Source organism: Mycobacterium sp. E342 (assembly GCF_001667665.1).
In the GTDB taxonomy this organism is placed as follows: domain Bacteria; phylum Actinomycetota; class Actinomycetes; order Mycobacteriales; family Mycobacteriaceae; genus Mycobacterium.
In genome coordinates this window covers 1-22,134 of the sequence record NZ_LZJM01000083.1, presented here as the reverse complement: position 1 = coordinate 22,134, position 22,134 = coordinate 1, and the positions used below count along the sequence as shown (strand labels likewise).

Here is a 22,134-nt window from a genome sequence, read left to right as displayed (position 1 = left end):
ATCGCGATGACCAGCCGACGGCCACCGCGGGCGGCGGCCCCGACGAAGGTCTTGCGGGCCGCGTTGGTGAACCCGGTCTTGCCGCCGATCGCGCCGGGGTAGCGCTGCAACAGCTCGTCCTGGTTGGTGATGAGGTGATCGCCGTTATCGCCGGGGAACATCGCCGACGGCTCGGCGGTGATCTGGGCGAACACCGGGTTGGCCATCGCGGCGCGGAAGATGACGGCCAGGTCGTGCGCGGTCGACGACCCGGATCCGCCGGGCCCGTCGAGTCCGGACGGTGTCGCGGCATGGGTGCTGGTCGCGCCCAGCGACGCGGCCTTGGCGTTCATCTTGGCCACCGTGGCGTCGGGTCCGCCCAGCATGTGCGCCAGCGTGTTGGCGGCGTCGTTACCCGAGACCAGCAGCAGGCCGTCGAGAAGCTGGCGGGCGGTGTAGGTGCGGCCTGGTTTGATGCCGACGCAGTTGCATTCCACCTGGGTGTCGGCGGCGTCCGCGACGACGGTGGAGTCCAGGCTCACCGAGTCGAGGACCACCTGGGCCAGCAGCGTCTTGATGGTGCTCGCCGGCGGGTGGGCCACGTTTTGGTCGCGGCCGGCCAGCACCTGACCGCTGTCGAGGTCGGCCACGATCCAGGTCTGCGCCGGACCGTCCGGGATCGGTACCGAGCCGACCGGCTGCATGCTGTCGGCCCAGGACGTGGGTGCGGTGGCGCCGCACGCCCCGACCGTGAGCAGGGCCGCGACGCCGGCCCTGAGGGCCATGACCTTGCGCATGGGCCGAAAGTCTAACTTCCCGTCCTGCTCGGCGACGATTTTCGTCTACTGTCCGATGCATGTTGAGCCTGGCCGAGATTTCCGACCGCTTAGAGATCCAGCAGCTTCTGGTGGACTACTCCACCGCGATTGACCAGCGCCGATTCGACGACCTCGACAAGGTGTTCACCGATGACGCGTACATCGACTACACCGCGCTAGGGGGCATCGAGGGCCACTATCCGGAGGTCAAGAAGTGGCTGTCGGAGGTGCTGCCGAACTTCCCGGTCTACGCGCACATGCTGGGCAACTTCTCGGTGCGCATCGACGGGGACACGGCGTCGTCGCGGGTGATCTGCTTCAACCCGATGGTGCTCGGCGGCGACAAGGATCAGGTGCTGTTCTGCGGGCTCTGGTACGACGACGAGTTCGTGCGCACGCCGCAGGGCTGGCGGATGACTCGGCGGGTGGAGACAAAGGTCTTCCAGAAGGTGATGTAGCCCGGACGGGCCGGCGACCCGCGGCGCCCGGCTTCGCCGCGCTTGCGATCGCCGCTGGTCCGATGGCGGCGACCCGCGGCGCCCGGCTTCGCCGCGCTTGCGATCGCCGCGATTTCTGGCGTGGCGGCCTGTTCTGGCACAATGGGCGGCTGTCCGCCGAGCGATCACGCATCGCTTCGTGGTCACACACGCGAGGCAAAACCGGATCCGGGCATCCCGCCCGCATCGCTGAATTGCAGCGTGACACATATAGGAGAATCCGCTCAACCATGGCTGTGAAGATCAAGCTCACCCGCCTCGGCAAGATCCGCAATCCCCAGTACCGCATCGCTGTCGCCGACGCGCGCACCCGCCGCGACGGCCGCTCGATCGAGGTCATCGGCCGCTATCACCCGAAGGAAGAGCCGAGCCTCATCGAGATCAACTCCGAGCGCGCCCAGTACTGGCTGTCGGTCGGTGCCCAGCCCACCGAGCCCGTCCTCAAGCTGCTGAAGATCACCGGCGACTGGCAGAAGTTCAAGCGCCTGCCCGGCGCCGAGGGCTCCCTGAAGGTTGCCCCGCCCAAGCCCAGCAAGCTCGAGCTGTTCAATGCCGCGCTGGCCGAGGCCGAGGGCGGTCCCACCACTGAGGCCGCGAAGCCCAAGAAGAAGGCTTCAACTTCAGGGGCCAAGAAGGCCGCCGAGCCGGAGGCCGCCGCCGCGCAGGCCGCGCCCGCGGAGACGACTGGCGAGGGCGGCGAGCAGGCCGCGCCGAGCACCGAAAGCTGACCGCGGCGATGAGTACGGTCGTCGTTGACGCGGTGGAGCATCTGGTCCGCGGAATTGTCGACAACCCCGACGATGTTCGGGTGGACATGGTGACCAGCCGCCGTGGCCGAACCGTCGAGGTGCACGTCCACCCCGACGACCTGGGCAAGGTGATCGGTCGCGGCGGACGCACCGCGACCGCCCTGCGCACCCTGGTCGCCGGCATCGGTGGCCGCGGCATCCGCGTCGACGTGGTGGACACCGACCAGTAGCCGCGAATGGAACTCCGTTGGAGTTGACCGTCGGGCGCGTCGCGAAAGCGCACGGGATCGGCGGCGAGGTCGTCGTCGAAGTTCGCACCGACGACCCCGATTCCCGGTTCGCGCCGGGTAACACCCTGCGCGGCAAGGCATCCCGCGGCGGCGCGGAACGCGACTTCGTCGTGGAGAGCGTGCGCGAACACGGTGGTCGGCTGCTGGTGCGATTGGCCGGGGTGACCGACCGTGACGCCGCCGACGCCCTGCGCGGCACCGTGTTCGTCGTCGACTCCGCTGACCTGCCTCCGATCGACGAGCCGGACACCTACTACGACCACCAGCTCGAAGGGCTGCGCGTGCGGACCGTTGCGGGCCAGGACGTCGGCGTGGTCGCCGAGGTGTTGCACACCGCGGCCGGCGAGCTGCTGGCGGTGCGCCGGGGCGACGGCGGGGAGGTGCTGGTGCCGTTCGTCGGCGCGATCGTCACGTCGGTGTCGCTCGACGATCGCGTCGTGGAGATCGATCCCCCCGAGGGCCTGCTGGACCTGGCATGAGGATCGACGTCGTCACCATCTTCCCGGCCTTCTTGGATCCGTTGCGGCAATCCTTGCCCGGCAAGGCGATTCAGTCCGGCCTGGTCGACCTGCGGGTGCACGACCTGCGCCGGTGGACGCACGACGTGCACCGCTCCGTCGACGACGCGCCCTACGGTGGTGGCCCCGGGATGGTGATGAAGGCGCCGGTGTGGGGCGAGGCGCTGGACGAAATCTGTTCGGAACAAACCGTTTTGGTCGTCCCCACGCCCGCCGGTGCGTTGTTCACCCAGGCGGACGCGCAGCGTTGGAGCGCCGAGGAGCACTTGGTGTTCGCGTGCGGCCGCTACGAGGGCATCGACCAGCGGGTCATCGATGACGCCGCCAGGCGGATGCGGGTCGAGGAGGTCTCGATCGGCGACTACGTCCTGCCGGGTGGCGAGTCGGCCGCGGTGGTGATGATCGAAGCCGTGGTGCGCCTGCTCGAAGGGGTGCTCGGCAACCCGGCGTCGCACCGGGAGGATTCGCACTCGCCGGCTTTGGACCGGCTGCTGGAGGGGCCCAGCTATACCCGGCCGCCGAGCTGGCGCGGGCTCGATGTTCCCGAAGTGCTGTTATCCGGCGACCACGCGCGCGTCGCCGCATGGCGCCGGGAGGTTTCGCTGCGGCGCACCCGCGAACGGCGCCCGGAGTTGCTGGATCCGCGGGATTCGCCCGGCGACGAGGCGCTCCGCAATGCGGAGCGAGAAGGAGGCGGGCAGTCGGTTTAGAGCCCGCGCCCCAGCGGGTCGATGCGGCCCTCGGGAAATATCGTCTTGACCGCACGGGTGATGGTCTCGCGGGCGGTGGCGTCGTCGGAGGGCTGCAAAGACTGCACCACCATGATGTAGCGACGGTCCGCGCCGATCACCCCCGTCGACAGGTGCATCCAGTCGCTGCCGATGCAGCACATCCAGCCCTGCTTGACCGCCACCGGTTCGGCGTACAGCCCGTCGGGGATGCCGAAGCGCTGCGGATAACCGTCGAGCCCGTTGGGGGTGGACTGCGCCAGGTCGTCGAAGATGACCTTCGCCTTGTCGGCCGGCAGCCCGCCCGATCCGTCGAGCAGCATCTCGTAGTAGCGGATCAGGTCGGTCGTCGTGCTCATCGTGTTCCACCAGCGCCCGTCGCTGGGCGGGGTGGTCGAGGTGAGCCCGTAGCGGGCCGCGACCGCCGTGATGATGGCGTTCTCGCCGCCCTGGCCCCAGAACCTCTCGGCCGCACCGTCGTCGGATGACTGCAACATGACGTCCAGCGCCTGGCGGTCGTCCGCGCTCAGCGCCGCCTTGCCCTCGGATGCGTGCAGCAGCAGGTCGTCGGCGATGAACAGCTTGGCCACCGACGCGGTGCCGATGACCTGGCTGTTGCCGGTGGAGACCAGTTCGTGGGTCTTGCGGTCGAGAATCGCCACCGACAGCGCGGCGCCGCCGGCGGCGGCGTCGTCGGTAGCCCGCTGCACCCGCGTTTGCAGGCCCACGGGGCCCGCGGCGGTCGGGTGCTGTTCGGGTTGGGTGGGCTTGACCGCCTCGAGCATCAGCTCGGCCACCTGCGGGGGAGGCTGGCGCAGGCCGCGGTCGGGGGTGACGTACACCGGGAAGTTGTACGCCTTGGCCTGGACCTTCGCCTCGCATCCGGCGGCCACCACCAACGCCACCGCCGCGGTGGCGGTGAGCAGAAACAGCGGCCGAACGCGCATTCCTCTCCTCCGGTGTTCCCAACCTGCTCGAACGCGGGCCCGGGTCGCGCGGTCAGCGTGTTCCAGCCCAGCTCATATGTACCATTCACCAGCCTTTTCGGCTCGCTGCGAACCGCGTCCGATCCTGTGATTTTCTCCGCACGCGTCCCGTCTGGCACAATTGACCAGTTGTCTCCAGCGGTTGCAGGCCGGCCGGGCCGCTTCCCGCCTGCTGCGAGATACGCGCAAGTTGCCCCAAACCATCGGCTTGGCGACCGCTCACCCTCGCGGTGAGGGCTGTTGCCGCAGGCCGCGACCGCAAGGAAGTGTCTTCTTACGATGAACCGCCTGGACTTCGTCGACCAAGCGTCGCTGCGCGACGACATCCCGGTTTTCGGCCCGGGCGACACCATCAACGTGCACGTCAAGGTCATCGAGGGCGCCAAGGAGCGTATCCAGGTGTTCAAGGGCGTGGTGATCCGCCGGCAGGGCGGCGGCATCCGCGAAACCTTCACCGTGCGCAAGGAGAGCTACGGCGTCGGCGTCGAGCGGACCTTCCCGGTGCATTCCCCGAACATCGACCACATCGAGGTGGTGACCCGCGGCGACGTGCGCCGCGCGAAGTTGTACTACCTGCGTGAGCTCCGCGGCAAGAAGGCCAAGATCAAGGAAAAGCGCTGAGCCGGGGCGGCCGGGCGGCAGTTCCGGTCGGTTTACAGCGCCACAATCTGCGCTGGCTACTCTGATCTCGTGACCGATCCCACGGACTCATCTGAGCCCCAGCCCGCCCAGTCAGAGCCGAAGGTCTCCACCCGCATCCCGGACACGCCCGAAGGCGAGTCACCGAAGGACGCCGAACCGGTCCCCGAGCCGGGGGAGTCGCCCGAGGAGGGCACGCCGGAGCGCCCCAAGCGATCCACACTGCGGGAATTCGCGCTCCTGGCGGTGATCGCGGTCGGGCTCTACTACGTCATGCTGACGTTCGTTGCCCGGCCCTACCTGATTCCGTCGGAATCGATGGAGCCGACGCTGCACGGGTGCTCCGGCTGCGTCGGCGACCGGATCATGGTCGACAAGGTCAGCTATCGCTTCGGCGCACCGCGGCCGGGCGATGTCATCGTTTTCAAGGGACCGCCCTCCTGGAACCTGGGGTACAGGTCGATCCGGTCCAACAACACCGTGCTGCGCTGGGCGCAGGACGCGCTGTCCTTCATCGGCTTCGTGCCTCCCGACGAGAACGACTTGGTCAAGCGGGTCATCGCGGTCGGGGGCCAGACGGTGCAGTGCCGGGCGGACACCGGTCTGACGGTCGACGGCAAGCCACTCAAGGAGCCCTACCTGGACCCGGCCACCATGATGGCCGACCCCTCGGTCTACCCGTGCCTGGGCAGCGAGTTCGGACCGGTCACCGTCCCGCAGGGGCGGCTGTGGGTGATGGGCGACAACAGGACGCACTCGGCGGATTCGCGTGCCCACTGCACCAGCGTCCCGGCCGAGGCGCTCAAAGGGGTGTTGTGCACGGGCGATCCGACGTCGGGAACGGTTCCCGTGTCCAACGTGATCGGCAAGGCGAGGTTCATCGTGTGGCCGCCGGGACGATGGGGTGGCGTGTCTTCGGTGAACCCGCAGCAACATCCGTAGCCATGGCCACGACGTGGCCGCCGCGGACGGTGATCCGCAAAGCCGGGGGTTCCCGGGGAATGCGCACCTTAGAATCGGCGCTGTACCGCAGCGGTCTGGGGCCGGTGGCCGGGGTGGACGAAGTGGGCCGCGGCGCCTGCGCGGGCCCACTGGTGGTGGCGGCCTGTGTGCTTGGGCCGGGGCGGTTGGAAAGTCTTGCCGCGCTTGATGATTCGAAAAAACTCACCGAGAGCGCCCGGGAGAAACTGTTCCCGCTGATCCGGCGTTACGCGCTGGCCTACCACGTGGTGTTCATCCCGCCGGCCGAGGTCGACCGGCGGGGTGTGCACGTCGCCAACATCGAAGGCATGCGCCGCGCCGTGGCGGGCCTGTCGCTGCGGCCCGGGTATGTGCTCAGCGACGGATTCCGGGTGCCCGGGCTGCCGGTGCCGTCGCTGCCGGTCATCGGTGGCGACGCGGTGGCGGCGTGCATCGCCGCGGCCAGCGTGCTGGCGAAGGTGAGCAGGGACCGGCTGATGGTGGCCATGGACGCCGAGCACCCGGGGTACGGCTTCGCCGAGCACAAGGGCTACGGCACCCCGGCGCACAGCGCGGCGCTCACCCGGCTGGGTCCCTGCCCCGAACATCGCCATTCGTTCATCAACGTGCGACGGGTGGCCCTAGGGTCAGAGACGGCGGGCGGCCGTGTGGTGGCGGAATGCGGGCCGGACCCTCGCCCGCGCGCGGCGGATATCGGTGAGGAAAGATGGGTCGAAGATTCCCCGGGCGGAACGCCGGGGAAGTGTTTCTCCGAGAAGGACGTCTGAGCAGATGAGTGCCGAGGATCTCGAAAAGTACGAAACCGAGATGGAGCTCTCGCTGTACCGCGAATACAAGGACATCGTCGGCCAGTTCAGCTACGTGGTGGAAACGGAACGGCGCTTCTACCTGGCCAACAGCGTGGAGATGGTGCCCCGCAACGCCGACGGCGAGGTGTACTTCGAGCTGCGACTGTCCGACGCCTGGGTGTGGGACATGTACCGGCCGGCGCGGTTCGTCAAGCAAGTCCGGGTGGTGACGTTCAAGGACGTCAACATCGAAGAGGTGGAAAAGCCCGAGCTGCGGCTGCCGGAATAGCCGGCGCTAGCCGTCGCCCGCGGCCTGCTTGTCCTCCGGGGCCGGCAGTTCGCCGCGCCGGTCGATGACCTCCCGCGCCACATCGGCCAGTTTGATGTTCAATGCCTGGGAATGGCGCCGCAGCAGGTCGAATGCCTGCTCCTCGGTCATGTCGTGGAGCAGCATCAACATGCCGACCGCCTTACCGATCTCCCGGTTGCTCAGCAGCCCCCGGCGCAGGCTGGTGGCGTCCTCACCCTTGGCCACCGCGTTGATGGCCACGCTGGCGAACGCGGCCAGCAGCGCCCCGCGTCCGGCCGACTCGGCGTCGAACACGTTGGCCGTGTCGCTGAAGAGGTTGAGCGCGGCGCCCTTGCGCTTGTCCATCAGCAGCCGGAAGCCCATCGCCCCGCGCACCGGGGTCTCGGCCACCAGGACCTTCGCGAGCTTGGGCCAGAGGGACGGCGTGGTGAGGTCCGGATCGATCTGAGGCGTCTCCTCCTCGATGGCGTCGATGCAGGGTCCGTCCCCCGAACGCCGTTCCAGCTCGTCGATGTGCTGCGCCAACCGGTCGCTCGCGCCCACCGTGACGTAGCGGTCGCCGTCGCGCACCAACAGGCTGGCGTGATCACACCCGGGGACGACCAGGGTGGCGGCGACACAGATGGCCGCATACATCTGGCCGGCGTCGGAGCCCTGGTAGATGATCTCGGCCAGCGCGGCGAAAACGGTACCCGGGTCGGCCTTCTCGCCGCCGGGCGTGGAGCCGCCGGCGGCCGTCGATTCGTCCCCCATGTTGTGCCTCATTCCCTGCGCAGTCGGCAGTGTGACCCCGCGCTTGATCGCCGTAGATTATCGGTCCTCGGCGCGAGCCTCACACGAGGTTCGGTGCGATTGCGCCGAAATCCACGTGCCCCGGGCTGCGGGCCGTGGGCCGGCGAAAACATTTGCTGACAATACGGGTACCCGCGCGTCCGGCGCTCACAAATGACGGCACCCAGTGGCGGTCCCGAGGTGATGTTTCCCACCCGTGGTTTCGCCGAGCCCCGGTTGGGCAAGAGCCTTGGGATGGGAATTACCGTCGCGGTGACCGGGCCGACGGGCGAGATCGGGATGTCGGCCGTGACGGCCCTGGAGCGCGAACCCGCCGTGGACGCCATCGTCGGGATGGCCCGCCGGCCGTTCGACCCGTCGTCGCGCGGCTGGCTGAAGACGAGCTACCAGCAGGGCGACATCCTGGATCGCGATGCCGTCGACGCCCTGGTGGCACAGGCCGACGTGGTGATCCACCTGGCTTTCATCATCATGGGTTCGCGGGAAGAGAGCGCCCGCATCAACCTGCAGGGCACCCGCAATGTGTTCGAGGCGACCGTGGCCAGCGAGCGGGCGCGCCGCCTGGTGTACACCTCGTCGGTGGCGGCCTACGGCTACCACGCCGACAACCCCCACCCGCTGACGGAAGACGTCCCGGCGCGAGGCTCCGACGAGCATTATTACTCCGCGCAGAAGGCGGCGTGCGAGGCGCTCCTCGGTGAGATCACGAAGGACTCCCCGCTCGAGGTGTTCGTGCTGCGGCCGTGCATCGTCGCCGGGCCCAACGCCACCGTCCTGGCCGACGCAATGCCGTGGAATCAGCTGCCCGGCCCGATGCGCGCCGTGGTCAAGGCGGTGCCGATCCTGAAACCGGTCGTTCCGGACCCCGGCATCCCGTTGCAGCTGGTGCACCACGACGACGTCGCGAGCGCGATCGCGCTGGCGGCCACCGCCCCGGCGCCGCCCGGCGCCTACAACATCGCCGGTGACGGCGTGGTGACGGTCGGTGACGTGGCCCGGGCCCTGGGTGGCCGTCCGGTGCGGGTGCCGGCGGTCGCCGCCTCCGCCGCGTCGGCGGCGTTGTCGCGGGTCCCGCTGGTTCCGTCGATGCTGGAGTGGCTGCACACGGCGCGCACGTCGATGGTCATGGACACCACCAAAGCGCGCACCCAGCTCGGCTGGCGGCCGCTGCACTCGTCGGCGGAAACGCTGGCGGCGCTGGCCTCGGCGGTGTGACGTCGACCAGGGTAGCTTTGGCTGCGTGATGTCCCCGCGTTGCGCCGCGCGCCCGGCCGGCGGTGAAATCGCCTAGTGCGGCACGTAACCGCACGCCGGCGGGTCAAGCACCTCTCCGCCGGAAAAGCGATCACCCGGCCGGAGACGCTCGTCGTCGAGGAGCCGCTGGAGATCAGGGTGAACGGCGCCGCGGTCAGCGTGACGATGCGCACGCCCGGGGCGGATTTCGAACTGGCCCAAGGCTTTCTGCTGACCGAGGGGATCATCGCCGGCCGCGACGACGTGCAGACCATCCGGTACTGCGGCGGCGCCGTCGACGGCGCGAACACCTACAACGTCCTCGACGTGACGCTGGCCGCCGGCGTGCCCGCGCCCACCCTCGACGTCACCCGCAACTTCTACACCACCTCGTCGTGCGGGGTGTGCGGGAAGGCGTCGCTGGACGCGGTGCGGTTGATCGGCCGCTTCGCGCCCGGCGCGGATCCCGCCACCGTCGCGGCGGCGACGCTCAAGGCGATGCCCACCCAACTGCGTTCGGCGCAAAAGGTTTTCGACAGCACAGGCGGGCTGCACGCCGCAGCGCTGTACGGCGTCGACGGCACCATGCTGACGGTGCGGGAGGACGTGGGCAGGCACAACGCGGTCGACAAGGTCATCGGCTGGGCGCTGGAACACCGGCGGGTCCCGCTGGCGGGCTCGGTGCTCCTGGTCAGTGGTCGGGCGTCCTTCGAGTTGACACAGAAGGCGGTGCTGGCCGGGATTCCGGTGCTCGCCGCGGTGTCCGCGCCGTCGTCGCTGGCCGTTTCGTTGGCCGAGGAGTCCGGGATCACTTTGGTGGCGTTCCTGCGCGAGGACTCGATGAACGTCTACACCCGAGCGGATCGAATCAGCTAGTCGTCTTCCGCCGGCTGTGGATGAACGCGGCACTGGGGATAACCGGTCGGCCCGGGCGGCCCGCAGGCTCCGCCGCGACCGGCCTTGTCGTCGCCGCCGCGCACAGTGGCCCCATGACGACAGAAACCACGATGACTCGGGTCCAGCTCGGGGCGATGGGTGAGGCGCTGGCGGTGGACCACCTGACGAGGATGGGACTACGGGTCCTGCACCGCAACTGGCGCTGCCGCTACGGCGAACTCGACGTCGTGGCCTGCGACGAGGCCGCCCACACGGTGGTGTTCGTCGAGGTGAAGACCCGCACCGGCGACGGCTACGGCGGGCTGCCGTACGCGGTCACCGAGCGTAAAGTGCGCAGGCTGCGCCGGCTGGCCGGGCTGTGGCTGGCCGCCCAGGACACCCGCTGGGCCGGGCTTCGCCTCGACGTGATCCAGGTGCGGATCGGGCGCCGGCGCACCCCGGAAATCACCCATCTGCAAGGGATCGGCTGATGGCGCTGGGGCGCGCCTTCTCGGTCGCCGTGCGCGGGGTGGACGGGCAGATCGTGGAGATCGAGGCCGACATCACCTCCGGTCTGCCGGGCGTGCATCTGGTGGGTCTGCCCGACGCCGCCCTGCAGGAGTCCCGGGACCGGGTGCGGGCGGCGGTGGCCAACTGCGGCAACAGCTGGCCGATGGCGCGGCTCACGCTGGCGCTCTCCCCGGCGACGCTGCCCAAGATGGGCTCGGTCTACGACATCGCCTTGGCCGCGGCCGTCCTGTCGGCGCAGCGCAAGAACCCGTGGGAGCGCCTGGAGAAGACGGTGCTTCTGGGAGAGCTGTCGCTGGACGGCCGGGTCCGCCCGGTGCGCGGCGTGCTGCCGGCGGTGCTGGCCGCCAAGCGCGACGGCTGGCCGGCGGTCGTCGTCCCGGTGGACAACCTGGCCGAGGCCAGCCTGGTCGACGGCATCGACGTCTGGGGCGTGCGCACGCTGGGGCAGCTGCAGAAGTGGCTCAGCGGGTCGGCCGCCTTGGACGACAGGATCACCGCGCCGGCCACGGCGCCGGAGCCCTCGGTGGACCTCGCCGATGTGGTCGGGCAGACGCAGGCGCGCTTCGCGGTGGAGGTGGCCGCCGCCGGGGCGCACCACCTCATGCTCACCGGTCCGCCGGGCGTCGGGAAAACGATGCTTGCCCAACGACTTCCGGGCCTGCTGCCGCCGTTGTCGGAGAGCGAGTCACTGGAGGTCACCGCGATCCATTCGGTGGCCGGCCTGCTCTCGGGGGACACGCCGCTGATCACCATGCCGCCGTTCGTGGCGCCGCATCACAGCTCCAGCGTGGCGGCGCTCGTCGGCGGCGGCTCGGGCATGGCGCGCCCGGGCGCGGTGAGCCGCGCGCACCGCGGCGTGCTTTTCCTCGACGAATGCGCGGAGATCAGCGTGCGTGCGCTGGAGGCGTTGCGAACCCCCTTGGAGGACGGGGAGATTCGTCTTGCCCGCCGCGACGGGGTGGCGTGTTACCCGGCCCGGTTCCAGCTGGTGTTGGCGGCCAACCTGTGCCCGTGCGCGCCCGCCGACCCGCAAGACTGCATGTGTGCGGCCGCGGTCAAGCGCCGCTACCTGGGGAAGCTGTCCGGGCCGCTGCTCGACCGGGTCGATCTGCGGGTGCAGATGCATGCGGTGCGCGCGGGCGCCTTCTCGGGCGTCCAGGCCGAGTCCACGGCACAGGTGCGACAGCGGGTGGCGCAAGCCCGCGCGGCGGCGGCCGAGCGCTGGCGAGCGCACGGGTTTCGCACCAACGCCGAGGTGAGCGGGGCGCTGCTGCGCCGAAAGTTCCGTCCCGGCAACACCACGATGACCCCACTGCAGAAGGCGCTGGACCGGGGGCTGCTCAGCATCCGGGGCCTGGACCGCACCCTGCGGGTCGCATGGAGCCTGACCGACCTGGCCGGCGGGGTATCACCGGGACCCGAGGAGGTCGCGGCCGCGCTCAGCTTCCGGCAGTCGGGGGTGGGGCGATGAGTGCCGGATCACCAGTACGCCTTGGTCAGCCAGTCGTTGTGCCCGCCCCGGACCACGATCGCCGCGGTCACCAGGATGGCGAACGCCCGGGCGAACTGCGCCATCGCGCGACCGCCTTCGCCGCGGTGTTCCATGTCGCGCAACGCCACGGACGCCAGCACGCCGCTCAGGATCGGAATGGGCAACCCGCACCAGCTGACCAGGCTCAGGGCGAACGCCGCGATCGCCCAGGGGTTGACGGGGCGGGCGGGAGCGGCGAGCCGGGTCGGCTGGCAGATGGTCACGGTTCCCTCCGTTCGTTGCCTGCTGAGCGATGGCGAATGGGGTTCGACGACAACACGTTCGCGCACGCGGCTAAACGGATCCTTGGCGAATCCTTGGGACTGCGGACACAGCCATGCTGACCGCCGTCGACGATCCAGTGCTGCGCGCTTGGGCATACCTGTCTCGGGTGGCCGAGCCGCCGTGCGCCCAGCTCACCGCCCTCGTGCGGTCCGTCGGCCCGGTGGAGGCCGCCGACCGGGTGCGCCGCGGCCTGGTGGACGACGAGCTGGCGCGACACACCGAGGCGAGGCGCGAAATCGATTGCGCCACAGCCGACCTCGAGCTCCTCGCCAACCGTGGCGGGCGCCTGATCACGCCCGACGACGACGAGTGGCCGCCGCTGGCATTCGCCGCGTTCGGGGGCGCTTCGGTAAAGGCGCGCGGCGGACCGCCGATGGTGCTGTGGGCGCAGGGGCCCAGCCGGCTCGACGAGGTGGCGCATCGCGCGGCCGCCGTGGTGGGGACTCGGGCCGCGACGGCATACGGCGAGCAGGTGGCCGACGACTTGGCCGTCGGGCTGGCGCAACGCGACGTCGCCGTCGTCTCCGGCGGCGCGTACGGCATCGACGGCGCGGCGCACCGCGCGGCGCTCACCGCCGACGGGATCACCGTGGCCGTCCTCGCCGGCGGGCTGGACGTCCCCTACCCGAGCGGGCACTCAGCGTTGCTGCATCGCATCGGCCAGCACGGGCTGCTGTTCACCGAGTACCCGCCCGGCGTCCGGCCGGCCCGCCACCGATTCCTGACCCGCAACCGCCTGGTGGCCGCCGTCGCCGGCGCCGCGGTGGTGGTGGAAGCGGGGCTGCGCAGCGGCGCGGCGAACACCGCCGCCTGGGCGCGGGCGCTGGGACGGGTGGTGGCCGCGGTGCCCGGGCCGGTGACGTCGTCGGCGTCGGCCGGGTGCCACGCGCTGTTGCGCGACGGGGCCGAGCTGGTGACCAGGGCCGACCACGTCGTCGAGCTCATCGGCCGCATCGGAGAGTTGGCGGTCGACGAACCGCGCCCCGCTACCGCGCTCGACGGGCTCGGCGACGCCGAGCGGCGGGTGTACGAGGCCCTGCCGGGCCGCGGCGCAGCCACCGTCGAGCAGCTCGCGGTCGCGTCGGGGCTTGCGCCCGAGCGCGTGCTGGGGCCACTGGCGATCCTGGAGCTGGCCGGGTTGGTGCAGCGCCAGGACAGTCGATGGCGCCTGGCCCGGGCCGCCGGCGGTCGAGCTGCGTCGACGACGCGGCTCGTATAGTCGACCGGGGGCCGGGTCTGGACGGGAGGACAAGTGGCGGGTCGACCTCTGCAACGCTTCGAGGTTGTCGATACCAAAGAACTCACACCGCACATGGTTGCGGTGGTGCTGAGGGGCGCGGATTTCGACGCCTTCGTGCCCAGCAAATTCACCGACTCCTACGTCAAGTTGGTGTTCGTCGCCGATGACGTCGACGTCGCGGACCTGCCCCAGCCATTGACGCTGGACAGCTTCGCCGGGCTGCCCCCGGAGAAGAGGCCGTCGGTCCGGACCATGACGGTGCGCCACGTCGACGTGGCGGCCCGCGAGATCACGCTGAACATCGTCACCCACGGCGAGCACGGGATCGCGGGCCAGTGGGCGGCCGCCGCCGAGCCCGGCCAGCGGATCTTCTTGATGGGTCCGGGCGGGGCCTACACGCCCGACCCGGCCGCCGACTGGCATCTGCTGGCCGGCGACGAATCCGCTCTGCCGGCCATCGCCGCGGCGCTGGAAACCTTGCCCCCCGACGCCGTCGGCAAGGCGTTCATCGAGGTGGCGGGCCAGGAAGACGAAATCCCGCTGACCGCGCCGGAGGGCGTCGAGGTGCACTGGGTCTATCGCGGCGGCCGGGCCGACCTGGTCCCCGAGGACCGCGCCGGCGACCACGCCCCGCTGATCGAGGCGGTCACCACCACCCCGTGGCTGCCCGGGCAAGTGCACGTGTTCATCCACGGCGAGGCGCAAAGCGTCATGCACAATCTGCGGCCCTACATCCGCAAGGAGCGGGGGGTGGACGCGAAGTGGGCGTCGTCCATCTCGGGCTACTGGCGCCGCGGCCGCACCGAAGAGACCTTCCGGCAATGGAAGAAGGAACTGGCCGAGGCCGAGGCCGGGGCCTCCTAGCGGGTTCGTCGGCCCGGCTGCCGGCTGGCATCCTCTTATCCCATGGCGCATTTCGGCGATTACCAGAACGAGATCTACTTCAAGGGCCTGGGCGGGGTCGCGCCCGCGCTGCCGATGGCCTTCGCGGAGCTGGAAGCCCGGGCCGAGCGGGCGATGTCGCCGTCGGTGTGGTCTTACGTGACGGGCGGCGCCGGCGACGAGCGCACGCAGCGGGCCAATCGCGAGGCGTTCGACCGCTGGGGTTTGATGCCCCGCATGCTCGTCGGCGCCGCCGAGCGTGACCTGTCGGTGCAGATGTTCGGCCTGACGCTGCCGTCGCCGGTCTTCATGGCGCCGATCGGCGTCATCGGCATCTGCGCTCAAGACGGCCACGGCGACCTGGCCACCGCGCGCGCCGCAGCGGCCACGGGTGTGCCGATGGTCGTTTCCACCCTGACCGCCGACCCGTTGGAAGACGTCGCCGCACAATTCGGCGACACCCCCGGCTTTTTCCAGCTGTACACACCGAAGAATCGTGAGCTCGCCGCCAGCCTGGTGCAGCGGGCCGAGGCCGCCGGCTACAGCGGCATCATCGTCACTCTGGACACCTGGATCCCCGGGTGGCGTCCGCGCGACCTCAGCACGGCCAATTTTCCGCAGTTGCGCGGGATGTGCCTGAGCAACTACACCAGCGACCCGGTCTTTCGCGCCGGCCTGCAGCGCCCGCCCGAGGAGGACCCGCAAGCCGCTGTGCTGCAGTGGATCACGACGTTCGGCAATCCGTTGACGTGGGACGACCTGCCCTGGCTGCGGTCGCTGACCAAGCTGCCGCTCATCATCAAGGGCATCTGCCATCCCGACGACGCCCGGCGCGCCAGGGACGGTGGTGTCGACGGCATCTACTGCTCGACGCACGGCGGCCGGCAGGCCAACGGCGGACTGCCCGCGCTGGACTGCCTGCCGGGGGTGATCGAGGCGGCCGACGGCCTGCCGGTGCTGTTCGATTCGGGCATCCGCAACGGCGCCGACATCGTCAAGGCGCTGGCGCTGGGCGCGACCGCGGTGGGCGTCGGTCGTCCGTACGCCTACGGTCTGGCGCTGGGCGGCGTCGACGGCGTCGTGCACGTGCTGCGTTCGCTGCTGGCTGAAGCCGACCTGATCATGGCCGTCGACGGGTATCCGACGCTGAAAGATCTCACCCCGGACACGCTTCGGCGCGTCGGCTGATTCAGGGCCCCGGCTCCTGCGAATGTTGCAGGCGTGGAGGCCATCCTCGAGGAGTTCGACGAGTACCTGGCGCTGCAGTGCGGCCGTTCAGCGCACACCCGTCGGGCCTACCTCGGCGACCTGCGCTCGCTGCTGACCTTCCTCGAGGGCCGCGGCGCCGCGCTGGACGGGCTGAGCCTGCCGCTCGTGCGCTCCTGGTTGTCGTCCACGGCCGCGGCCGGCGCGGCGCGCACGACGCTGGCCCGTCGCACGTCGGCGGTCAAGGCGTTCACGGCGTGGGCCGTGCGGCGCGGCCTGCTGGACGGGGACCCGGCGGCGCGGCTGCAGGTGCCGAAGGCACACCGCACGCTGCCGGCGGTGCTGCGCCAGGACCAGGCACTCGACGCGATGGCCGCGGCGAAATCCGGTGCCCAGCAAGGGGATCCGATGGCGTTGCGGGACCGGCTGATCGTCGAGATGTTGTATGCCACCGGAATCCGGGTGAGCGAGCTGTGCGGCCTGGACGTCGACGACGTGGACACCGGGCATCGGGTGATCCGCGTGCTGGGTAAGGGCAACAAGCAGCGCACCGTGCCGTTCGGGATGCCGGCGGCCGAGGCGCTGCGCGCCTGGCTGGACGACGGAAGGCCCGCGCTGGTGACCGCGGAGTCGGGCCCCGCGCTGCTGCTGGGTGCGCGGGGGCGGCGCCTCGATGTGCGCCAGGCCCGCACGGTCGTGCACCAGACGGTCGCCGCGGTGGACGGCGCGCCCGACATGGGGCCGCACGGGCTGCGGCACAGCGCGGCGACGCACCTGCTCGAAGGCGGGGCCGACCTGCGGGTGGTGCAGGAGCTGCTTGGCCATTCCAGCCTGGCGACCACCCAGCTCTACACCCATGTCGCAGTGTCCCGGTTGCGGGCGGTGCACGATCAGGCCCACCCGCGGGCGTGAGGGTGTGCGCCCCTCATCCCTGCAGCGGTTTGAGCCGGATCGGGGTCGACTTCACCAGGCCCAGCGGATCGACATAGTGGGCGCCGGACGCGGGACCCCACATCGCGCCCCAATGCAGACATGCCGCGGCCCGGCAACCGGCATGCCCGGCCTCCAACGAGCCGATCACCGTCTGGGCCGTCACCGTCTGACCCGTGCGCACCGCTGCCCGGACCGGCTCGTAGCTGGTGCGCAACCCGCCCGGGTGGGCCAGCGACACCACCGGCCGTCCCGCCAGCTGCCCGGCGAACACCACGGTGGCGGTGCCCGCGGCATACACCGGTTGACCGGGCGCGCCGGGAAGATCCACCCCGCGATGCCCGGGCTTCCAATCCGGTGACGGGGCGTCGAAGCCCCGGGCCCGCCCGTCCAGGGCCGGCGGCGGGCGCAGCGGCCAGTCCAGGCGCGGGTCGTCCGCGGCCGCGGACGCCGCGCTGAGCGCGGTCAGCCACAATAAAAGCCACCAGGCCCGTCGCATCCGCTCAGTTCACCGCCCCGCCGGCGCCGGCACCACTCAGCCCCGCCGGTGCTGTGCAAAACCACCTGCTGAGTCGGTGTAAACTGCTGGTCGCAGCTCGTTCGCGGGCTGACTTCGCGCGTCCGCCCCGCGTCTCCCGTTCCACTAGGAGTTCGCACCGCGTGCCGGGCGGTCCCCGCCAGGGTTTTCCTGGCGAGGTCCGGCATCGCAGCAGGCGCCAGGGCCCGGCTTCACCCGATGCCGGGCGACAACCGACACAAGTAAGGCACAACCATGGCCGTCGTAACCATGAAGCAGCTGCTCGACAGCGGCACTCACTTCGGGCACCAGACCCGTCGCTGGAACCCCAAGATGAAGCGGTTCATCTTCACCGACCGCAACGGCATCTACATCATCGACCTGCAGCAGACGCTGACCTTCATCGACAAGGCGTACGAGTTCGTCAAGGAGACCGTCGCCCACGGCGGCACGGTGCTGTTCGTCGGCACCAAGAAGCAGGCCCAGGAATCGGTCGCCGCCGAGGCCACCCGCGTCGGCATGCCGTACGTGAACCAGCGCTGGCTGGGTGGCATGCTGACGAACTTCTCCACCGTGCACAAGCGGCTGCAGCGCCTCAAGGAGCTCGAGGCGATGGAGCAGACCGGTGGCTTCGAGGGCCGCACCAAGAAGGAAATCTTGATGCTGACCCGGGAGAAGAACAAGCTGGAGCGAAGCCTGGGCGGTATCCGCGACATGGCCAAGGTGCCCTCGGCGATCTGGGTGGTCGACACCAACAAGGAGCACATCGCCGTCGGCGAGGCCCGCAAGCTGGGCATCCCGGTCATCGCGATCCTGGACACCAACTGCGACCCCGACGAGGTCGACTACCCGATCCCCGGCAACGACGACGCGATCCGCTCGGCCGCGCTGCTGACCAAGGTGATCGCCTCCGCGGTCGCCGAGGGCCTGCAGGCGCGCGCCGGAGTCGGCCGCGGCGACGGCAAGCCCGAGGTGGAGGCCGCCGAGCCGCTGCCCGAATGGGAGCAGGAACTGCTGGCCTCCGCCGCCGCCAGCGCCCCCACCGATGCTGCTGCGGGCGCGCCCGAATCCACACCCACGGAAGGCTGATATGGCCAACTTCACCGCCGCCGACGTCAAGAAGCTTCGGGAGCTCACCGGCGCCGGCATGCTGGACTGCAAGAACGCCCTGGCCGAGAGCGACGGCGACTTCGACAAGGCGGTCGAGGCGCTGCGCATCAAGGGCGCCAAGGACGTCGGCAAGCGCGCCGAGCGCGCCACGGCCGAGGGTCTGGTCGCGGCCAAGGGCGGCGCGCTGATCGAGCTGAACTCCGAGACGGACTTCGTCGCCAAGAACGCCGAGTTCCAGGCCCTGGCCGACCAGGTCGTGGACGCCGCGCTGGCCGCCAAGGCCACCGACGTCGACACCCTGAAGGCAGCTCCGATTTCTTCAGGATCGGCGACTAAGACGGTCGAGCAGGCCATCGCCGACCTGTCGGCCAAGATCGGCGAGAAGCTGGAGCTGCGGCGCGTGCAGTACTTCGACGGCACCGTGGAGGCCTACCTGCACAAGCGTGCGGCCGACCTGCCGCCGGCCGTCGGCGTGCTGGTGGAGTTCACCGGCTCGGACGAGGGCGGGGCCAAGGACGCCGCGCACACCGTCGCGCTGCAGATCGCCGCGCTCAAGGCGCGCTTCCTGTCGCGCGACGACGTCCCCGAAGACGTCGTGGCCAGCGAGCGCCGCATCGCGGAGGAAACGGCCAAGGCCGAGGGCAAGCCGGAGCAGGCGCTGCCCAAGATCGTCGAGGGCCGGCTGAACGGATTCTTCAAGGACGCGGTGCTGCTGGAGCAGCCCTCGGTGTCCGACAGCAAGAAGACGGTCAAGGCGCTGCTCGACGACGCCGGTGTCACGGTGACGCGGTTCGTTCGCTTCGAGGTGGGCCAGGCTTAACCCGCGGGCACGCGCGCGTTAGCGTCTGGTGCTATGCGACACGTGCACGCGTTCGGTGACGACGCCCTCGGTGATCTGGACGCGGTGGGCCTCACCCACGCCATCCAGGCCGGGTGGGTGAGCAGGGCGGAGGTCGTCGAGGCCGCCATCGCCCGCACCGAGGCCGTCGATCCGATCCTCAACGGCCTGGCGTACGCGGCGTTCCAGCAGGCGCGAACCGCCGCGGCTGCGAGCGGCTTCTTTGACGGCGTCCCGACGTTCCTCAAGGACAACGTCGACATCGCCGGCCAGCCGACGATGCACGGCACCGACGCGTGGACGCCGTGGAATGCCACCTCCGACGGCGAATTCACCCGGCTGTTCCTGGCCACCGGGCTGGCCCCCGTGGGCAAGACGCAGTTGTCGGAATTCGGATTCAGCGCATCGGCCGAACACCCGCGGCTGGGGCCGGTCCGCAACCCGTGGAACACCGACTACAGCGCCGGCGCCTCGTCATCGGGCTCGGGGGCGTTCGTTGCCGCCGGCGTGGTGCCCATCGCCCACGCCAACGACGGCGGCGGCTCCATCCGCATCCCCGCCGCCTGCAACGGGCTCGTCGGGCTGAAGCCCTCGCGCGGGCGGCTGCCGCTGGACGCCCACCTGCGCCGGATGCCGGTGGGCATCGTCGCCAACGGTGTGGTGACCCGGTCGGTGCGTGACACCGCGGCGTTCTACCGGGAGGCCGAACGCATCTGGCGTAACCCGAAACTGGCGCCCGTCGGGGATGTCACCGGGCCCGGTAGGCAGCGGCTGCGGGTCGCCGTGCTGACCCGGTCGGTGCAACGCGACTGCAGCCCCCAGGTGCGCGAGCTGACGCTGAAGTCCGCCGGTCTTCTCGAGGAGTTGGGGCACCGCGTCGAACACCTCGATGAGCCCCCGGTGCCGGCCAGCTTCGTCGACGATTTCGTCCTCTACTGGGGATTTCTCGCGCTGGCCCAGGTGCGCACCGGCCGGCACATGTTCGGCAAGACGTTCGACCGCGGGCGGTTGGACAGCCTGACCCTCGGTCTGGAGCGAAACACCGCCCGCAACATCCACCGGCTGCCGCTCGCCATCATGCGCCTGCGCCGAATCCGTAGGCGTACCGCGCAATTCTTCGACACCTACGACGTCGTGCTGACCCCGACGCTCGCCGACGAGACGCCCCGCATCGGCTATCTGGCACCCACCGACTACCACCAGGTCATCGAGCGACTGATCGACTGGGTGTCGTTCACCCCGCTGCAGAACGTCACCGGCGAGCCGGCGGTCTCGCTCCCGCTGGCCCAGTCCGCCGACGGCATGCCGGTGGGCATGATGTTCTCGGCCGACGTCGGGCAAGAGGCGCTGCTGCTCGAGCTGGCCTACGAACTGGAAGAGGCCCGGCCCTGGGCCCGGATCCAGACCGCTTGATTCGCGTCAGTCGGACCCGAGCTTGTCGAGCATCCGCTTGAACTCGCGCTGCTGAGGTTCGGTCAGCTTGGCCAGGATGCGGGCATCGGCCGTCCGCACCGCGCCTTCCGCGCGCTTCAGCAGGGCCCGGCCCTGCCCGGTCAGCGTGGCGGGTAGCGCGCGGCCGCTGGACACCGATGTCGGACGCGCCACGGCGCCAATGTCTTCCAGCTTGCGCAGCACGGTGTTCATCGCCTGCGGCGTGACCCCCGCCTGCCGGGACAGCTCGGCGCTCGACGTCCCGGGAAACATCGAAAGCATGCGCAGGCAGACGAATTCGGGCAGCGTCAGACCGAGCGGGCCCAACACGGCGGACACCTCCGGTCGCAGCAGGCTCGCCACCCGATAGAGCAGGTAACCGAGCGGGGCGTCTTCGGCCAGAACCATGTCAACGATATTGACATATTTCGGCCCTCTGGACGTCGATTCGCGGCGCGAAGTTGGGATTGCCGGTCGGTCAAGGGGGTACCCGAGCACCGGCGGTATCCGCTCGCACGGGCTTATCAGGAGGTTTTCATGCCGAAGACGACTAAAGGCGGCAAGCCGAAGAAGGACGAACTGCCGAGCACGTTGCAGCGTTCGAGCGCCAAAGCGCAACGCACATTTGCGAAGACGCACGATGCGGCCGCCGAGGAATACGGCAGCGAAGAGCGCGCCCACCGGGTGGCGTATTCCGCCCTCAAGCACAGTTTCGAAAAGGTCGGCGACCATTGGGAGGCCAAGGAAGAGAAGGGGCCTTCCGACGAGCGCGCCACGAGCGGCGGCCCGCAAGCCTCCGGGGCGACCGCCGAGGGTGTGGATGCCAACGCGAGCAAGAAACACCTGCTCGACCTGGCCCGGCGACTCGACGTCCGGGGCCGCTCGACGATGAGCAAGCCGGAGCTGGTCGACGCGATCGTCAAGCACAACCGGCGGGTCCGCGGCCGCTGAGAATCGCGCCCGCCCACCGCGCCGATGTGACCGAGACGGCACCCCGCGGCTCCGTTTAGACCCGTGGCCACCGGGCATCCCGACAGCCATGGTTGCGTCCACCACCCCTAGTCAGCTGCGCCAGTGCCTCAACGATGTGGACTTTCCGGCGAACAAGCAGGACCTGCTTGAGGCCGCCGGCCGCAACGGCTGCAACGACGACACGATCCGCGCCATGCGGGCCATTCCGCCCGAGACCTACAACAACGCCGCCCAGGTCGCCGCATCGGTCACCATCGCCGACGAACACGACGTCCGGGACGGCGACAAGGCCGCGGCGCGCCGGAGTCAGGAACCCCGGTTCTCGCCCAGCTCGTCGACGATCGGGCTCTGGACGGGGATGTCCTTTCCGTTCTCGGCGAGCCCGGGTTTGGTGTGGGAGCGGCGCGCCGCGGCCTTGTCGCCGTCCCGGACGTCGTGTTCGTCGGCGATGGTGACCGATGCGGCGACCTGGGCGGC

At 70.1% G+C, this 22,134-nt stretch carries 27 protein-coding genes and 2 pseudogenes; 23 read left to right on the top strand and 6 right to left on the bottom strand.

The window, feature by feature from the left end; translation table 11 throughout:
• Window positions 1-776, bottom strand: a 776-nt coding sequence (locus A5692_RS05520) for a D-alanyl-D-alanine carboxypeptidase family protein (protein ID WP_068053076.1), incomplete at its 3' end; no start/stop codon positions are given.
• 59 nt (window positions 777-835) lie between these two features.
• Here A5692_RS05520 and A5692_RS05515 point away from each other — a divergent pair.
• The 6 genes and pseudogenes from A5692_RS05515 (at window position 836) to trmD (ending at window position 3,561) form a co-directional block, all read left to right on the top strand.
• Window positions 836-1,255 (top strand): nuclear transport factor 2 family protein, encoded by a 420-nt coding sequence (locus A5692_RS05515; RefSeq protein WP_067918970.1) that lies wholly within the window; start codon window positions 836-838, stop codon window positions 1,253-1,255.
• 42 nt (window positions 1,256-1,297) lie between these two features.
• A pseudogene (locus A5692_RS30340) lies at window positions 1,298-1,424 on the top strand (gamma-glutamyl-gamma-aminobutyrate hydrolase family protein); the annotation flags it as partial.
• 100 nt (window positions 1,425-1,524) lie between these two features.
• Window positions 1,525-2,022, top strand: a complete 498-nt coding sequence (rpsP, locus tag A5692_RS05510) for a 30S ribosomal protein S16 (protein ID WP_068053072.1) — start codon at window positions 1,525-1,527, stop codon at window positions 2,020-2,022.
• Window positions 2,023-2,030: 8 nt separating this feature from the next.
• Window positions 2,031-2,273, top strand: a complete 243-nt coding sequence (locus A5692_RS05505; RefSeq protein ID WP_003878715.1) for an RNA-binding protein — start codon at window positions 2,031-2,033, stop codon at window positions 2,271-2,273.
• Between the two features lie 17 nt (window positions 2,274-2,290).
• Complete coding sequence (gene rimM / locus A5692_RS05500; protein ID WP_068053069.1) at window positions 2,291-2,812, top strand: ribosome maturation factor RimM; 522 nt, start codon at window positions 2,291-2,293, stop codon at window positions 2,810-2,812.
• Window positions 2,809-3,561 (top strand): tRNA (guanosine(37)-N1)-methyltransferase TrmD, encoded by a 753-nt coding sequence (gene trmD, locus A5692_RS05495; protein WP_068053065.1) that lies wholly within the window; start codon window positions 2,809-2,811, stop codon window positions 3,559-3,561. Before rimM ends, trmD begins: the two co-directional genes overlap by 4 nt.
• Here the strand turns inward: trmD and A5692_RS05490 are convergent.
• Window positions 3,558-4,526, bottom strand: a complete 969-nt coding sequence (locus A5692_RS05490; protein WP_068053062.1) for a hypothetical protein — start codon at window positions 4,524-4,526, stop codon at window positions 3,558-3,560. The genes trmD and A5692_RS05490 overlap by 4 nt on opposite strands.
• A gap of 318 nt (window positions 4,527-4,844) precedes the next feature.
• Between A5692_RS05490 and rplS the strand changes: the two genes are divergently transcribed.
• The 4 genes from rplS to A5692_RS05470 all read left to right on the top strand — a co-directional run bounded on the left by rplS (window position 4,845) and on the right by A5692_RS05470 (window position 7,262).
• Window positions 4,845-5,186 (top strand): 50S ribosomal protein L19, encoded by a 342-nt coding sequence (gene rplS / locus A5692_RS05485; RefSeq protein WP_007775353.1) that lies wholly within the window; start codon window positions 4,845-4,847, stop codon window positions 5,184-5,186.
• 69 nt (window positions 5,187-5,255) lie between these two features.
• Complete coding sequence (lepB, locus tag A5692_RS05480) at window positions 5,256-6,146, top strand: signal peptidase I (protein ID WP_068053059.1); 891 nt, start codon at window positions 5,256-5,258, stop codon at window positions 6,144-6,146.
• A 2-nt stretch (window positions 6,147-6,148) separates the two neighbouring features.
• Complete coding sequence (locus A5692_RS05475; RefSeq protein WP_068053055.1) at window positions 6,149-6,952, top strand: ribonuclease HII; 804 nt, start codon at window positions 6,149-6,151, stop codon at window positions 6,950-6,952.
• Between the two features lie 4 nt (window positions 6,953-6,956).
• On the top strand, window positions 6,957-7,262 hold the full coding sequence (locus A5692_RS05470; protein WP_007171389.1) for a DUF2469 domain-containing protein: 306 nt from the start codon (window positions 6,957-6,959) through the stop codon (window positions 7,260-7,262).
• Window positions 7,263-7,268: 6 nt separating this feature from the next.
• Here A5692_RS05470 and A5692_RS05465 read toward each other — a convergent pair whose 3' ends face one another.
• Window positions 7,269-8,036 (bottom strand): GAF and ANTAR domain-containing protein, encoded by a 768-nt coding sequence (locus A5692_RS05465; protein WP_068053082.1) that lies wholly within the window; start codon window positions 8,034-8,036, stop codon window positions 7,269-7,271.
• Window positions 8,037-8,309: 273 nt separating this feature from the next.
• Between A5692_RS05465 and A5692_RS05460 the strand changes: the two genes are divergently transcribed.
• From A5692_RS05460 to A5692_RS05445, 4 genes are all read left to right on the top strand, one after another.
• Complete coding sequence (locus A5692_RS05460; RefSeq protein WP_068053049.1) at window positions 8,310-9,290, top strand: NAD-dependent epimerase/dehydratase family protein; 981 nt, start codon at window positions 8,310-8,312, stop codon at window positions 9,288-9,290.
• A 75-nt stretch (window positions 9,291-9,365) separates the two neighbouring features.
• Window positions 9,366-10,184: a formate dehydrogenase accessory sulfurtransferase FdhD gene (fdhD, locus tag A5692_RS05455; protein ID WP_068053046.1), complete on the top strand. Its 819-nt coding sequence runs from the start codon at window positions 9,366-9,368 to the stop codon at window positions 10,182-10,184.
• 113 nt (window positions 10,185-10,297) lie between these two features.
• Complete coding sequence (locus A5692_RS05450) at window positions 10,298-10,675, top strand: YraN family protein (RefSeq protein WP_068053079.1); 378 nt, start codon at window positions 10,298-10,300, stop codon at window positions 10,673-10,675.
• Window positions 10,675-12,186 (top strand): YifB family Mg chelatase-like AAA ATPase, encoded by a 1,512-nt coding sequence (locus tag A5692_RS05445; protein WP_068053043.1) that lies wholly within the window; start codon window positions 10,675-10,677, stop codon window positions 12,184-12,186. The genes A5692_RS05450 and A5692_RS05445 overlap by 1 nt, the downstream gene beginning before the upstream one ends.
• 8 nt (window positions 12,187-12,194) lie before the next feature.
• Here A5692_RS05445 and A5692_RS05440 read toward each other — a convergent pair whose 3' ends face one another.
• Window positions 12,195-12,470 (bottom strand): DUF4190 domain-containing protein, encoded by a 276-nt coding sequence (locus tag A5692_RS05440; RefSeq protein ID WP_068053039.1) that lies wholly within the window; start codon window positions 12,468-12,470, stop codon window positions 12,195-12,197.
• Between the two features lie 113 nt (window positions 12,471-12,583).
• Here A5692_RS05440 and dprA point away from each other — a divergent pair, with 113 nt between their 5' ends.
• Genes dprA through A5692_RS05420 form a run of 4 tightly spaced genes read left to right on the top strand, consistent with a single transcriptional unit; the run spans window position 12,584 to window position 16,771 of the window.
• Entirely contained in the window at window positions 12,584-13,750 is a 1,167-nt protein-coding gene (gene dprA / locus A5692_RS05435) for a DNA-processing protein DprA (RefSeq protein WP_068053036.1), read from the top strand.
• 33 nt (window positions 13,751-13,783) lie between these two features.
• The gene (locus A5692_RS05430) at window positions 13,784-14,635 is read left to right on the top strand and encodes a siderophore-interacting protein (RefSeq protein WP_068053033.1); all 852 of its coding nucleotides are present in this window, start codon (window positions 13,784-13,786) and stop codon (window positions 14,633-14,635) included.
• A 42-nt stretch (window positions 14,636-14,677) separates the two neighbouring features.
• Complete coding sequence (locus tag A5692_RS05425; RefSeq protein WP_068053030.1) at window positions 14,678-15,841, top strand: lactate 2-monooxygenase; 1,164 nt, start codon at window positions 14,678-14,680, stop codon at window positions 15,839-15,841.
• Between the two features lie 33 nt (window positions 15,842-15,874).
• Entirely contained in the window at window positions 15,875-16,771 is an 897-nt protein-coding gene (locus A5692_RS05420) for a tyrosine recombinase XerC (protein ID WP_068053027.1), read from the top strand.
• Window positions 16,772-16,793: 22 nt separating this feature from the next.
• On the opposite strand, the pseudogene A5692_RS05415 reads toward A5692_RS05420, so the two are convergent.
• Window positions 16,794-17,249 (bottom strand): annotated as a pseudogene (locus A5692_RS05415) (M23 family metallopeptidase); the annotation flags it as partial.
• 312 nt (window positions 17,250-17,561) lie between these two features.
• On the opposite strand from A5692_RS05415, the gene rpsB reads away from it, so the two are divergent.
• The 3 genes from rpsB to A5692_RS05400 are packed head-to-tail and all read left to right on the top strand — an operon-like array spanning window position 17,562 to window position 20,667.
• Window positions 17,562-18,395, top strand: coding sequence for a 30S ribosomal protein S2 (gene rpsB, locus A5692_RS05410; RefSeq protein ID WP_068053021.1), 834 nt, complete (start codon window positions 17,562-17,564; stop codon window positions 18,393-18,395).
• Between the two features lies 1 nt (window position 18,396).
• A complete protein-coding gene (gene tsf / locus A5692_RS05405; protein ID WP_068053018.1) occupies window positions 18,397-19,236 on the top strand; it encodes a translation elongation factor Ts in 840 nt (279 codons plus the stop codon).
• Window positions 19,237-19,269: 33 nt separating this feature from the next.
• The gene (locus tag A5692_RS05400) at window positions 19,270-20,667 is read left to right on the top strand and encodes an amidase (RefSeq protein WP_068053015.1); all 1,398 of its coding nucleotides are present in this window, start codon (window positions 19,270-19,272) and stop codon (window positions 20,665-20,667) included.
• Window positions 20,668-20,673: 6 nt separating this feature from the next.
• On the opposite strand, the gene A5692_RS05395 is transcribed toward A5692_RS05400, so the two are convergent.
• On the bottom strand, window positions 20,674-21,093 hold the full coding sequence (locus tag A5692_RS05395; RefSeq protein WP_068053011.1) for a MarR family winged helix-turn-helix transcriptional regulator: 420 nt from the start codon (window positions 21,091-21,093) through the stop codon (window positions 20,674-20,676).
• A gap of 129 nt (window positions 21,094-21,222) precedes the next feature.
• Between A5692_RS05395 and A5692_RS05390 the strand changes: the two genes are divergently transcribed.
• Window positions 21,223-21,636 (top strand): ChaB family protein, encoded by a 414-nt coding sequence (locus A5692_RS05390; RefSeq protein ID WP_068053008.1) that lies wholly within the window; start codon window positions 21,223-21,225, stop codon window positions 21,634-21,636.
• Between the two features lie 88 nt (window positions 21,637-21,724).
• Window positions 21,725-22,134 (top strand): DUF2795 domain-containing protein (locus A5692_RS05385; protein WP_156765937.1); only part of this gene is annotated, 410 nt, incomplete at its 3' end.

Coding starts and splice junctions, on each gene's coding strand:
- A5692_RS05515 (WP_067918970.1), top strand. CDS start 836: ATGTTGAGCCTGGCCGAGATTTCCGACCGCTTAGAGATCCAGCAGCTT.
- rpsP (WP_068053072.1), top strand. CDS start 1,525: ATGGCTGTGAAGATCAAGCTCACCCGCCTCGGCAAGATCCGCAATCCC.
- A5692_RS05505 (WP_003878715.1), top strand. CDS start 2,031: ATGAGTACGGTCGTCGTTGACGCGGTGGAGCATCTGGTCCGCGGAATT.
- trmD (WP_068053065.1), top strand. CDS start 2,809: ATGAGGATCGACGTCGTCACCATCTTCCCGGCCTTCTTGGATCCGTTG.
- A5692_RS05490 (WP_068053062.1), bottom strand. CDS start 4,526: ATGCGCGTTCGGCCGCTGTTTCTGCTCACCGCCACCGCGGCGGTGGCG.
- rplS (WP_007775353.1), top strand. CDS start 4,845: ATGAACCGCCTGGACTTCGTCGACCAAGCGTCGCTGCGCGACGACATC.
- A5692_RS05475 (WP_068053055.1), top strand. CDS start 6,149: ATGGCCACGACGTGGCCGCCGCGGACGGTGATCCGCAAAGCCGGGGGT.
- A5692_RS05470 (WP_007171389.1), top strand. CDS start 6,957: ATGAGTGCCGAGGATCTCGAAAAGTACGAAACCGAGATGGAGCTCTCG.
- A5692_RS05465 (WP_068053082.1), bottom strand. CDS start 8,036: ATGGGGGACGAATCGACGGCCGCCGGCGGCTCCACGCCCGGCGGCGAG.
- A5692_RS05460 (WP_068053049.1), top strand. CDS start 8,310: ATGGGAATTACCGTCGCGGTGACCGGGCCGACGGGCGAGATCGGGATG.
- A5692_RS05450 (WP_068053079.1), top strand. CDS start 10,298: ATGACGACAGAAACCACGATGACTCGGGTCCAGCTCGGGGCGATGGGT.
- A5692_RS05445 (WP_068053043.1), top strand. CDS start 10,675: ATGGCGCTGGGGCGCGCCTTCTCGGTCGCCGTGCGCGGGGTGGACGGG.
- dprA (WP_068053036.1), top strand. CDS start 12,584: ATGCTGACCGCCGTCGACGATCCAGTGCTGCGCGCTTGGGCATACCTG.
- A5692_RS05425 (WP_068053030.1), top strand. CDS start 14,678: ATGGCGCATTTCGGCGATTACCAGAACGAGATCTACTTCAAGGGCCTG.
- rpsB (WP_068053021.1), top strand. CDS start 17,562: ATGGCCGTCGTAACCATGAAGCAGCTGCTCGACAGCGGCACTCACTTC.
- tsf (WP_068053018.1), top strand. CDS start 18,397: ATGGCCAACTTCACCGCCGCCGACGTCAAGAAGCTTCGGGAGCTCACC.
- A5692_RS05400 (WP_068053015.1), top strand. CDS start 19,270: ATGCGACACGTGCACGCGTTCGGTGACGACGCCCTCGGTGATCTGGAC.
- A5692_RS05395 (WP_068053011.1), bottom strand. CDS start 21,093: ATGGTTCTGGCCGAAGACGCCCCGCTCGGTTACCTGCTCTATCGGGTG.
- A5692_RS05390 (WP_068053008.1), top strand. CDS start 21,223: ATGCCGAAGACGACTAAAGGCGGCAAGCCGAAGAAGGACGAACTGCCG.